The sequence below is a fragment of the Polaribacter sp. genome (assembly GCF_965656025.1).
GTDB lineage: Bacteria > Bacteroidota > Bacteroidia > Flavobacteriales > Flavobacteriaceae > Polaribacter.
Map to the genome: position 1 here is coordinate 1 of NZ_CBFHJT010000022.1, position 11901 is coordinate 11901.

Sequence of the window (11901 nt, forward strand, 5' to 3'; positions counted from 1 at the left end):
CAGAAGATACACCTTTAAAAACAATCCCTTCAAAACTGGTATTTGTTCGAATAAGGCCACCTTTACTAGCAAATATTTGAACGTTTTTAACGCCTTCAATAGCTTTAAATTCAGGATAAAAATCTTGGTTTTTTTCTATGGGAGAAATAGAAACATCGGAATTATTATTATCGTAATTCACAATTTGAATATGACCCTTGAAACCTGCCATTTTATCGCGAATTTTGCTCTGTAAACCAGAGGCCGTAGCTACAGCAATTAGCATAATAATTATACCCAATGCAATTGCAGTAATGGCAATTTTTATTATTGGAGAGGATATGCTATTTTTATACTTTTTGCCGGCAATAATGCGTTTTGCAATAAATAACTCGTAATTCAAATTAATAATGATTTTTAAACCTTTCAAAAGTACATATTTATTCTTATTTCTATTCTTGAATTTTCAGTTGATTTCATGTTCTAAACAAGTTCAAAATTCAAAGTTTAAAATTCAAAGTTTAAATAACGATACTATTATTAAAACTGGTGCAGAAAGAACTGCCTTGTATTTGAATTTACTAAAAGGAAAAAATATTGCTGTAGTTGCTAATCAAACATCTGTTTTAACGGTTTTAGAAAGAGTTGAAGTTACGCCAAATGTAATGGGAAGCAAAAAAATTACGCAACATTTGGTAGATTATCTCTATAATTATAAGAACATTCATTTAAAAAAAGTATTTTCTCCAGAACATGGTTTTAGGGGACAAGCAGATGCTGCAGAATTGGTAAAAGATGGCGTTGACACCAAAACAGGTTTGCCTATTTTGTCTTTACACGGAAAAAGTAAAAAACCTTCTGCAGCGCAATTAAAAGGTATAGATGTTGTTGTTTTTGATATACAAGATGTGGGTGTACGTTTTTACACTTATATTTCTACTTTACATTATGTAATGGAAGCTTGTGCCGAAAATGGAATTCCCTTAATAATTTTAGACAGACCCAACCCAAATGCGCATTATATAGATGGGCCAGTTTTAGAAATAGAACATGCTAGTTTTGTAGGCAAACATCCTGTGCCTGTGGTTTATGGAATGACTATTGGAGAATATGGACAAATGATTAATGGTGAAAAATGGTTGAAAAATAACGTTCAGTGTGATTTAACAGTGATTCCTTTAAAAAATTATACTCACAAATCATCCTATAGTTTACCCATAAAACCCTCGCCAAATTTACCCAATGATAAAAGCATTAACCTCTACCCTAGTTTGGGTTTTTTTGAGGGAACTACCATAAATGCTGGACGTGGAACCCAGTTTCAATTTCAAAGATATGGAACGCCATTTTTTAAGAAAACTGATTTTAGTTACACTCCACAAGCTAATGAAGGTGCAAAATACCCAAAACATAAAAATAAATTGTGTTATGGTATTGATTTAAGAAATTACAAACATTTATATAAAATAGATTTGTCTTTTTTAATGGATGCCTACCAACGAACTCCTAAAACAGAAAAATTCTTCGGTAGCACATTTACCATTCATGCAGGAAATACAAAACTGCAACAACAAATTGAACGAGGTTTGTCTGAAGAAGAAATTCGAAAAACTTGGGTTGAAGATTTGGAAGCGTTTCAAAAAATTAGGGAACGATATTTGATATATGAATAGAAATCTTACTTAATGAAAAAAACATACTTCTTATTCTTTTTACTTGCTTTTAATCAATTTTTAAGCGCTCAAAATTTAAAAAATGATAAAGCTACATCGTTAGGAGAGAATTTTTTAAAAGAGCAAAACATACCAGGAATGGCTATCTCTGTTTCAAAAAAAGGATCTTTAATATATTCTCAAGGATTTGGTTATTTAGATATAAAAAAGAGACAAAAAGTAAATGCCGCAAAGACTAAATTTAGAATTGCAAGTATTTCTAAAACTTTAACAGCATTGGCTTTGGGTAAATTGGTGGATGAAGGAAAATTAAAATTAGATCATAGTTTGTATAATTATGTGCCAGATTTCCCTAAAAAGAAATACGATTTTACGGTTCGTCAATTGGGTGGTCATTTAGCAGGAATTAGACATTATAATGGAAGAGAGTTTTTACTAAATAAAAGAATGTCAATTGTTGAGGGATTGGACGTTTTTAAAGATTCTAAATTACTATTTAAACCTCAAACAAAATTCAAATACAGTACCTATGGTTGGAATCTATTAAGCGTTGCAATTCAAAATGTATCTGGTAAAGATTATTTTAAATACATGCAAGAGCAAATTTTTAAACCTCTTAAAATGAATAACACATGTGTTGATTTTACTGATAAAAAAATCAACCATAAAACTAAGTTTTACATTTTAAGAGGTAATAAAATTATTGAAGGACCAAAAGTAAATAATGAATTTAAAGCTGCTGGTGGTGGTTATTTATCAACTTCAGAAGATTTAGTGATTTTTGGAAATGAATTTATTTATCCTAATATTATCTCAAAAAAAACCTTACAAGAACTTGTAACGCCTCAAAAAACAACAAGTGGTAAAAATACTAATTATGGTATAGGAATTGGTTTTAAAAAAATAAACAATACTATTCGATTCAGTCATTCAGGTGGCGGTATTGGAGCAAGTACTTACTTATTAATTTATCCTGAAAAAGAAATTGTAATTTCTATTCTTACAAATCTATCAGGAGTAAAAATGAAAAATTTGATAAAAGGATTAGAAAAAATATTTTTATTATCTCATTAATCTAAACAATCTTTTTTGTAAAAAAAGGATTTTTTAAAAGGATAGAAATTAATATCAAATTTGGTATTAAATAAATAAAACCCTTATAATTTCTTAATTTAAAATGAAACAAATGCTCACTTATAAAAGTGATGAGCGCAATTATTATAAGAGAAATATAAAAATACTTAAAGCTTATAGTATTCTTTTTTTTATGAAAAAGTAATTTTATAAATGGTAATAACAGTAGTAAAGAAATTTCGTAACTAAAATAAAACACACGACTCGTAATAAATAAAATAAGAAGTGCAATAATCATTGCTGAATACCTATTTATCTTACCGAAAACAAAAGAGAAAAATATAACTGTTAAACCTAAAAAGCCAACAATTATAGATAAAATATTTGGAATTTTAAGTTCCAAAACTTTAGTCAAAAAATAAAACAATGCAGAACTTGTTGCATTTCTATCAGTTACATGATAGTAAGACATTAAACCAAACTTACCAAAAACTACGTATTGTAAACATAATGAAGCTATTAAAAAGATAAATAACCACTTTAGAAATGGAAAATTAAAAATCTTTTTATAGTTCAGCGATTTTATGTCCGTAATTCTAATAGTATTGATTACAAGAAACGGAAAAAAGATAACAGGATAAATCTTGTAAGTAAAAGAGAGTACAAATAACAATGCAGCTAAAAGAAACCTATTTTTATGATAATAATAGAAAGCGAAAAACAAAAAGCCTCCTAGTAAAATATCATTTCCACCAAAATAAAACATTTTAAAAACATAAGGATTTAATAAAGTTATTATTAATAGTGATATTCCGATTTTGTAATTAAAATTTCGATAATTTTTTAAATACTCTTTATAAATAATGTAAGAAGACAGTAACCAAAAACTCATAAAGGTTATTCTTGGCAAATTTGGATGTACATAATAAAAAAAAGCAAAAACATTATGTAAAGGTCCATACCAAAACATTTGAAAATTACCATTTGCGTCTTGGTAAGGGCTAAAACCAGCAATAACACCTTTCCATTGATCGATGTATTGTGGATAATCTTGTGTAAAACCGACCCAAAAAGATCCAGCAAGAATTAAGACTGAGAATAAAAAATAAAAAAATTTTATATTCTTACTTTCTAAAAAAAAACTTTTAAGTTTATTCATTTTTTACTGATTAGTTGGTTTTCTATACCCTTGAAAAGGCTGTTTTAATAGTTCTTTTAAAGAAGAGTTTGTTTTTTCATCAGGAAACGTATCCACTCCATACACAATTTTTTCTCGATCTAATTCTAAGTATGTGCCAAAAACTCGATCCCAAATAGAAAAAATATTTCCGTAATTCGAGTCTGTATAAGGCAACATGTTATGATGATGTACTTTGTGCATATCAGGAGAAACTATAAAATAGCTTAAAAATTTATCTACTTTGGGAGATATTTTGATATTTGCATGTGTAAACTGTGTAAAAATTAAAGACATCGATTGATAAATAAATACAATAGCAATAGGTGTCCCAACCACAAAAACACCTAATAGTGTAAATGCAAAACGGATAACACTTTCTATAGGATGATGCCTGTTTGCAGTAGTTGTATCTACTTTGTGATCTGAGTGATGCACTAAATGAACCATCCACAAAGGTTTGATTTTATGTTCTGTATAATGTGCTAAATATGCTCCAAAGAAATCTAAAAACAACACTCCTAAAACAACATATAGCCAAAGAGGCATTTCTGGAAACCAATTTATAATTCCAAAATTATTTGCTTGTACCCAATCTGCTGTTTTTAACAATAAAAAAGCCAATGAAAAATTTATAATTACGGTGGTTAAAGTAAAAAATAAATTGGGTATGGCATGTTGCCATTTTTTATAATCGAATTTAAATAAAGGAATAGCTCCTTCTAATAACCAAAAAAAAGTGATACCTCCAACTAAAATTAAACTTCTATGTGAAGAAGGGATGGTTTCAAAATAATTAAAAATAGTTTCCAAAATAATTATATTTGCTACTAAAATAGTTAAAATATTTCAACTTGTTATTTCAAAAAAAACTTAAAAAATTATCTTCTTATCTTTTTATTGGAAGTCATTGGAATCCTTTCTTTTAAAGCTTCAATAATGTTATAAGTTGCAGGACAAATAAACGTGTTTGCAATAGTTAAATCCGTAATTTGTATGAATTTCCTTCTATCTGTATGCGGATATTCAGCACAGGCTTTTGGTCTTACATCATAAATTAAACAAGAATTATCTCTTTCATCTAAAAAAGAACAAGGTGCTGTTTTTAACACCATAAAATCGTCTTTATCTCTTTCCAAATAAGTGTCTACAAAATCTGCTACTTTCATTTTTAGATGTTTAGAAATTCGTTTTATATCTTTATCAATAAAAATAGGGCTGGTTGTTTTACAACAATTACCACAGTCTAAACAATCCGTTTTTTCAAACTCCTTTGTATGCAATTCTTGCATAACATAATCTAAGTTTTTAGGAGTCCTTTTTTTTAAACTAGCAAAATACTTTTTGTTTTCTTTCTGCACGTCTTGTGCTAATTTTGGTAGTTGTTCTAATCGTTTTTCCATGTTACAAAAGTACAATTTTAAAGCTATAAAGCCATTGTTTTATTAACTGCTAAAAAAGCTATTTTTTAAATAGAATCTGCTCTAAAAAACAAATAAAATTCTTAATTTTGCAATTCAATTTTTGAAAGTAAATGAATATTCAAAACACCATAGAAACCAAAGTAAAAGAAGGTTTTTTAGCACTTTATAATATAGAAATTCCTTCTGTAGAATTTCAGGCAACCAGAAAAGAATTTGAAGGCGATATAACCGTTGTTGTTTTTCCTTTACTACGTTACAAAAAAGGAAATCCTGTAGCTATTGGTGAAGATTTAGGAAAATATTTAGTAGAAAACGTTACAGAAATCATCAATTTTAACGTTGTAAAAGGTTTTTTAAACTTGGTAATTGATCATACTTTTTACACCAATTTTTTCAATTCAATTTATGAAAATACCAGTTTTGGTTTTGTTTCTCCAAAGGCGGATGACAAAGCTGTTATGGTAGAATACTCATCACCCAACACAAATAAACCTCTGCATTTAGGGCATGTTCGTAATAATTTATTAGGGTATTCTGTGGCAGAAATTATTAAAGCGGCTGGTAAAAAAGTATATAAAACGCAGATTATTAATGATCGTGGAATTCATATTTGTAAGTCGATGTTGGCTTGGGAAAAATACGGAAATGGAGAAACACCTGAATCTACAGGTTTAAAAGGCGATAAGTTGGTTGGTAATTATTATGTAAAATTCGACCAAGAATATAAAAAAGAAATTAGCAACTTAGTTGCAACTGGTGTTTCTGAAGAGGATGCAAAAAAACAAGCGCCAATTTTATTAGAAGCACAAGAAATGCTGCAAAAATGGGAAGCTGGAGATGAAAAAGTAGTTGCGCTTTGGGAAACTATGAATGCTTGGGTGTATGCTGGTTTTGATACGACCTATAAAAATATGGGTGTTAATTTTGATACTTTATATTATGAAAGTGACACTTATTTATTAGGGAAAGATGTTGTTGCACAAGGATTAGAAAAAGGTGTTTTCTACAAAAAAGAAGATGGTTCTGTTTGGTGCGATTTAACTGAGGATGGTTTGGATGAAAAAATTGTATTGCGTTCAGATGGTACAGCTGTATATATGACACAAGATATTGGTACAGCCATACAACGTGTAAAAGATTTCCCTGATGTTGGTGGAATGGTTTATACAGTTGGTAATGAGCAAGATTACCACTTTCAAGTCTTATTTTTAATTTTGAAAAAATTAGGTTTTGATTGGGCTAAAAATTTATATCATTTAAGTTATGGAATGGTAGATTTACCTTCTGGAAAAATGAAATCTAGAGAAGGTACTGTTGTAGATGCGGATGAGTTGATGATAGAAATGACAGATACAGCAAGAACTATTTCTGAAGAACTTGGCAAGCTAGAAGGTTATTCTGATGAAGAAAAAGAAGAATTATACAAAACCATTGGTTTAGGTGCTTTAAAATATTTTGTTTTAAAAGTAGATCCTAAAAAAAGAATTTTGTTCGATCCAAAAAGTTCTGTAGATTTTCAAGGAAATACAGGGCCTTTTATTCAGTATACCTATGCTAGAATTCAATCTATCATTAGAAAAGCCAATTTTGATTATTCAAAATCAGTTTCGATTGATTTACATGAAAAAGAAAAAGAGTTATTAAAACAATTAGAACTTTTCCCTGAAACTGTGCAACAAGCTGCTGCCAATTATTCGCCTGCAATTATTGCAAATTACACATATGATTTGGTAAAGGAGTTTAATTCTTTTTATCAGAATGTATCTATTTTAGGAGAAGAAAACCAAGATAAAAAAGTATTTAGAGTACAGTTATCTAAAAAAGTAGCAGACACTATTAAACAAGCATTTTCTTTGTTGGGAATTGATGTTCCTGAAAGAATGTAGAAAGTCTTTACGAACCTTCCCAAAAGGAATGGACTGTATTGAATAAACAAGAATAAAGTTAAAATAAATAAGAAAAGTTAGTAAATTTGCACGCGTTAGGGATTGAACGACCTGTTTGAGCTCTCACGCTTTTAGCGTGAAGCGAGTAGTGAAAGCCCGTTAAAACGCCCAAAAAATAAACAAACACAATTATGAAATACGACATCATTATTATTGGAAGTGGACCTGGAGGATATGTGACAGGTATTAGAGCATCTCAATTAGGTTTTAAAGTTGCCATTGTAGAAAAAGAATCTTTAGGTGGCATTTGTTTAAACTGGGGATGTATCCCAACAAAAGCATTGCTAAAATCTGCACAAGTTTACGATTATTTAAAACACGTAGATGAGTATGGTTTAAAAGCAGAAGCAATTGATAAAGATTTTGATGCTGTAATTAAAAGAAGTCGTGGTGTTGCAGATGGAATGAGTAAAGGTGTTGCTTTTTTAATGAAGAAAAACAAAATTGACATTATTGACGGTTTTGGAAAAATAAAAACTGGTAAAAAAGTAGATGTTACTGATGCTGATGGTAAAGTAACAGAATATAGTGCAGACAATATTATTATTGCTACTGGTGCTCGTTCTAGAGAGTTGCCAAACTTACCACAAGATGGCGAAAAAGTGATTGGTTATAGAAAAGCTATGACATTACCAAAACAACCAAAATCTATGATTGTTGTAGGTTCTGGTGCAATTGGAGTTGAATTTGCACATTTTTACAATACTATGGGAACTGAGGTAACTATAGTAGAATATATGCCAAATATTGTGCCTGTAGAGGATAAAGATATTTCGAAACAGTTTGAACGCTCTATTAAAAAAGCAGGTATTAAAGTAATGACAAATTCTTCTGTAGAAGCTGTAGATACTTCTGGTGATGGAGTGGTTGCTACTGTTAAAACAAAAAAAGGCGAAGAAAAATTAGAGGCTGATATTGTACTATCTGCAGTTGGTATAAAATCGAACATTGAAAATATTGGTTTAGAAGATGTGGGTATTATTACTGATAGAGACAAAATTTTAGTAAACGATTATTACCAAACCAACATTCCTGGTTATTATGCTATAGGTGATGTGGTTCCTGGACAAGCTTTGGCACACGTTGCTTCTGCAGAAGGAATTACTTGTGTTGAAAAACTGGCTGGTTTACATACAGAACCAATAGATTATGGTAATGTACCTGGATGTACATATGCAACTCCAGAAATTGCCTCTGTGGGTTTAACCGAAGAAAAAGCAAAAGAGGCTGGTTATGATTTAAAAGTTGGTAAATTCCCATTTTCTGCTTCAGGAAAAGCAAAAGCTGCTGGAACACCAGATGGTTTTGTAAAAGTAATTTTTGATGCTAAATATGGTGAATGGTTAGGTTGCCATATGATTGGTGCCGGAGTTACAGATATGATTGCAGAAGCTGTTTTAGGAAGAAAATTAGAAACTACAGGACATGAAGTTTTAAAAGCAATTCACCCTCATCCAACAATGAGTGAAGCTGTGATGGAAGCTGTAGCTGATGCTTATGATGAAGTGATACACTTATAGCGAGGCGAAATTCTGGACTTTTTTCGGAATATTTTCCTTTTACTATTGTAGAAAGTAAATAACTTTCATCTATAGAATTTATACATTTATCGAAAAACCGAAGTTAATTACTTCGGTTTTTTTGTATATTTCAGATATAATTAAACAATCAAAAAAATAAAAATGAGAGCAAAATATCAAAGTGTTTTAGACTTAGGAGAACAGTTAAACATTCAAAATGGTGACGTTAAAGAAGAAAACGGACAATTAAAAGTTTGGGGAACTGCTAAAACACCTTATGAAAAAGATTTAATTTGGGACGAAATTAAAAAAGTTGGTGGTGAAAACCCAACAGATATAATGGCAGATATTAAAGTAGAAGATGATTCTGTTTATGCAAAACATACAGTTGCTAAAGGAGAAACTTTAGGCAAAATTGCCAAACAATATTATGGCAAAGCATCTAAATACACTGAAATATTTAAAGCCAATGGAAACATTTTAAAAAACCCAGATGTAATACATCCAGGTCAAGAATTAGTGATTCCTAATTTGTAAGAATTACAATAAATTTATTTTATAAAACCGAAACGAACTGTTTCGGTTTTTTTATATTTGGTGCTTTAAAAAACTAAAATGAACTCTAAAGAGCATTATAAAAAAAAGAATAATGATTTTATTAACTATTGGAAACAAAAAAGAGAAAACAGGTTACAATATGCACTTAAACAAGCCTTGTTTTTTGCAATCCCTTTTAGTCTTATTTTTCAAGCTTTAGAGAGTGTAAAAGGAATTTTATCATTTACTTTTTTGTTTAAATTTACCTCTATCTTTTGTTTGTACTTTTTATTAACCTACTTTCTTTCTTTTAAATTGTACGAAAAAAGATACCAAAAACTTTTAAAAAAGGGGCAAAATTTTGATCACTAACAAAAAAGAATTTTTTATTGAAGTTTTAAAAGCTATTTTAAAACTTGTAATTGCAGGTGTTTTTATTGGCTACTTTAAAGAACATGATTTGCTAATTGCCTGTATTTTACTTTTAAAAATTTTTTATAATATTTACAAAGATATTTATAAACCAAAAAACAAAAACTGGTTGTTGTTAGCAGGTATGTTATTGACTTGTTTTGGCGGTATTGTTGGCGAAACTTGGGGAGTTACAAATGGTTATTGGGAATATCATGAAGTTGATAGCGCATTGCCTCTTTGGTTGCCTTTTGCTTGGGTGCTTGCTTTTCATTATTTGTACAAATTAGAACGAAATTTAATTCCGTTGTTAAAAGAACAAACTCAAAAAAACAAAATTATTTTAGCAATTATATTGGCTTTAATTTTGCCTGCTTTTGGTGAAGTTATTACCATTTATTTAGGAGTTTGGACATATTATTGGCCATATCAATTGTTCGGAGTTCCTTTATATGCTTTTATTTGCTTGGTTTTTGTACATATGTTGGTGTACACTATTTTACATTTTATTTGTAAAAAGTATAAAATTGAAGATGTGGTTTTCAACTAGTTATTTCGTAAAGAAAAAAAATACAGATTTTACAGATTAAATAGCTTATTGCGTTTTTATTAATCGAGGTGATGATGCCTGAAAACTACTTACTGAAAACTCCAACAAACAATTCTTGTTACTTTATTACCTTGTTGCATCGGAATTACTTTAAACTCACTAACGCCCAATTTTTTAGATGATTTTTCTAAACTCTCTACATTTTCTTTTTTAGAGACTAAACTTGTAAACCATTTTGATTTTTTGGAAAATAAAGAACTTTCATATAAATAGTTATGCAAAAAAGCTTTTTCTCCGCCAACATACCACAATTCGTTGTTGTTTCCAGAGAAGTTTCTGACCGTATTATTGCCTAAATTTCTCGTTTTTCTTCTGTTAGCACCTTGTGCTTCTTCTGCAGATTTGTAAAAAGGCGGATTGCACATAGTTGCCGAAAAGGAATCGTCTTCTTCTAAAATTCCTTTTAAAATTTGTTGCTCATTAAATTGCTGACGCAATTTAATGTTTGCACCCAAATCATTGTCGTCTATAATGTCTTGAGCACTGTCTAAAGCATCCAAATCGATATCTGTGGCTACAAAAATCCAATTGTACTCTGCAACGCCTAGTAGCGGGTAAATACATGTAGCACCTGTGCCAATATCTAAAATTTTAATATTTTCTTCGGATTTTAGTAAATCAGCTAAATGATGAATATAATCTAAACGACCAGGAATAGGTGGACATAAATTTTCATCTGGAAAATCCCAAGTAGAAATTTTATCAAAAGTGAATAGCAAAGCTTTGTTTAATTCTTTTACGGCTTTCGGATTCGAAAAATCAATACTTAAATTTTGATATTTGTTTTTTGAAACAAACGCCCTTAATAATGGGTTCTTCTGAATTAACTCCTCAAAATCATACCCTTTATTAAATCTATTTTTAACGTGTAAACCTTTATCTTTCATCTAAAGTTCTAGTATTGTAAATTCTAATTGTAAAGGTTTTAGACCTTTTTTTAAAGCCTCTATAAACTCAACACCATATTCCAAATAATATTCAGAAAAATTACGTTGTCTTTCCTCTAAAGATTGATTGGGCAACAATTCGTTTTGCAACAAGGTAATTCTTTCTACCAAATCTTTTTGTCTTCTTTTTTCTGCTTTTAGAAGTCGTTTTTTAAGGTTTTTTAATCCTTTTAGTTGTTTTACTTCTTGTGCTTTTACGGCGCCTGTAAAAGTAATATCTGTTTTTTTAGCTACTTTTTTTAAATCATCAAACTGAGATTGTAAATAGGCTATTTTCTCATCAAAATCTACTTCGATATCTGAGTTTTCTACGACCTTTTTAGACAATAGCTTATGTTGTTTTAAAAATAATTCTTCTAAAGAAATGTCTAATTTGTCTAATTTTTTTTGTTGTTTTTCTGAGATGACTTGCACAGAATTACGCAACAATAAAATCGGAAAAGGAACTTCAACTTTGTTAAAATAGTTTTTTAGTTGCATCCAATAAGCCATTTCTCCTCCTCCACCAATGTAGCATAAATTTGGTAAAATTACCTCCTGATACAGAGGTCTCATAATTACGTTTGGCGAAAATGCTAACGGATTTTCTTCAACTTCTTTTAA

Annotated in this window: 12 protein-coding genes and 1 pseudogene; 7 read left to right on the plus strand and 6 right to left on the minus strand. The window is 29.7% G+C overall.

Annotated elements, in window-relative coordinates:
- Positions 1-382, minus strand: a pseudogene (locus ACTG3S_RS05950) (ABC transporter permease); the annotation flags it as partial.
- 7 nt (positions 383-389) lie between these two features.
- Here ACTG3S_RS05950 and ACTG3S_RS05955 point away from each other — a divergent pair.
- A complete protein-coding gene (locus ACTG3S_RS05955; protein ID WP_439128451.1) occupies positions 390-1652 on the plus strand; it encodes an exo-beta-N-acetylmuramidase NamZ family protein in 1263 nt (420 codons plus the stop codon).
- Between the two features lie 12 nt (positions 1653-1664).
- Positions 1665-2726: a serine hydrolase domain-containing protein gene (locus tag ACTG3S_RS05960; RefSeq protein ID WP_439128452.1), complete on the plus strand. Its 1062-nt coding sequence runs from the start codon at positions 1665-1667 to the stop codon at positions 2724-2726.
- Between the two features lies 1 nt (position 2727).
- Here the strand turns inward: ACTG3S_RS05960 and ACTG3S_RS05965 are convergent, their stop codons facing one another.
- The 3 genes from ACTG3S_RS05965 to ACTG3S_RS05975 form a co-directional block, all read right to left on the minus strand.
- Positions 2728-3885, minus strand: coding sequence for a hypothetical protein (locus tag ACTG3S_RS05965; protein WP_439128453.1), 1158 nt, complete (start codon positions 3883-3885; stop codon positions 2728-2730).
- Positions 3886-3888: 3 nt separating this feature from the next.
- Positions 3889-4716: a sterol desaturase family protein gene (locus ACTG3S_RS05970; RefSeq protein WP_439128454.1), complete on the minus strand. Its 828-nt coding sequence runs from the start codon at positions 4714-4716 to the stop codon at positions 3889-3891.
- A gap of 68 nt (positions 4717-4784) precedes the next feature.
- Entirely contained in the window at positions 4785-5306 is a 522-nt protein-coding gene (locus ACTG3S_RS05975; RefSeq protein ID WP_439128455.1) for a YkgJ family cysteine cluster protein, read from the minus strand.
- Between the two features lie 131 nt (positions 5307-5437).
- Here ACTG3S_RS05975 and argS point away from each other — a divergent pair, with 131 nt between their 5' ends.
- The 5 genes from argS (at position 5438) to ACTG3S_RS06000 (ending at position 10291) form a co-directional block, all read left to right on the plus strand.
- A complete protein-coding gene (argS, locus tag ACTG3S_RS05980; RefSeq protein ID WP_439128456.1) occupies positions 5438-7213 on the plus strand; it encodes an arginine--tRNA ligase in 1776 nt (591 codons plus the stop codon).
- Between the two features lie 191 nt (positions 7214-7404).
- Entirely contained in the window at positions 7405-8793 is a 1389-nt protein-coding gene (lpdA, locus tag ACTG3S_RS05985) for a dihydrolipoyl dehydrogenase (RefSeq protein WP_439128457.1), read from the plus strand.
- 162 nt (positions 8794-8955) lie between these two features.
- Positions 8956-9330, plus strand: coding sequence for a LysM peptidoglycan-binding domain-containing protein (locus tag ACTG3S_RS05990; protein WP_439128458.1), 375 nt, complete (start codon positions 8956-8958; stop codon positions 9328-9330).
- Between the two features lie 78 nt (positions 9331-9408).
- The gene (locus tag ACTG3S_RS05995) at positions 9409-9702 is read left to right on the plus strand and encodes a hypothetical protein (protein WP_439128459.1); all 294 of its coding nucleotides are present in this window, start codon (positions 9409-9411) and stop codon (positions 9700-9702) included.
- Entirely contained in the window at positions 9692-10291 is a 600-nt protein-coding gene (locus tag ACTG3S_RS06000; RefSeq protein ID WP_439128460.1) for a hypothetical protein, read from the plus strand. Before ACTG3S_RS05995 ends, ACTG3S_RS06000 begins: the two co-directional genes overlap by 11 nt.
- A gap of 89 nt (positions 10292-10380) precedes the next feature.
- Here the strand turns inward: ACTG3S_RS06000 and rlmF are convergent, their stop codons facing one another.
- Both rlmF and bshC read right to left on the minus strand, forming a co-directional pair.
- A complete protein-coding gene (rlmF, locus tag ACTG3S_RS06005) occupies positions 10381-11238 on the minus strand; it encodes a 23S rRNA (adenine(1618)-N(6))-methyltransferase RlmF (RefSeq protein ID WP_439128461.1) in 858 nt (285 codons plus the stop codon).
- On the minus strand, positions 11239-11901 hold a 663-nt coding region (gene bshC / locus ACTG3S_RS06010), incomplete at its 5' end, for a bacillithiol biosynthesis protein BshC (protein WP_439128462.1).

Coding starts and splice junctions, on each gene's coding strand:
- ACTG3S_RS05955 (WP_439128451.1), top strand. CDS start 390: ATGATTTTTAAACCTTTCAAAAGTACATATTTATTCTTATTTCTATTC.
- ACTG3S_RS05960 (WP_439128452.1), top strand. CDS start 1,665: ATGAAAAAAACATACTTCTTATTCTTTTTACTTGCTTTTAATCAATTT.
- ACTG3S_RS05965 (WP_439128453.1), bottom strand. CDS start 3,885: ATGAATAAACTTAAAAGTTTTTTTTTAGAAAGTAAGAATATAAAATTT.
- ACTG3S_RS05975 (WP_439128455.1), bottom strand. CDS start 5,306: ATGGAAAAACGATTAGAACAACTACCAAAATTAGCACAAGACGTGCAG.
- argS (WP_439128456.1), top strand. CDS start 5,438: ATGAATATTCAAAACACCATAGAAACCAAAGTAAAAGAAGGTTTTTTA.
- lpdA (WP_439128457.1), top strand. CDS start 7,405: ATGAAATACGACATCATTATTATTGGAAGTGGACCTGGAGGATATGTG.
- ACTG3S_RS05990 (WP_439128458.1), top strand. CDS start 8,956: ATGAGAGCAAAATATCAAAGTGTTTTAGACTTAGGAGAACAGTTAAAC.
- ACTG3S_RS05995 (WP_439128459.1), top strand. CDS start 9,409: ATGAACTCTAAAGAGCATTATAAAAAAAAGAATAATGATTTTATTAAC.
- rlmF (WP_439128461.1), bottom strand. CDS start 11,238: ATGAAAGATAAAGGTTTACACGTTAAAAATAGATTTAATAAAGGGTAT.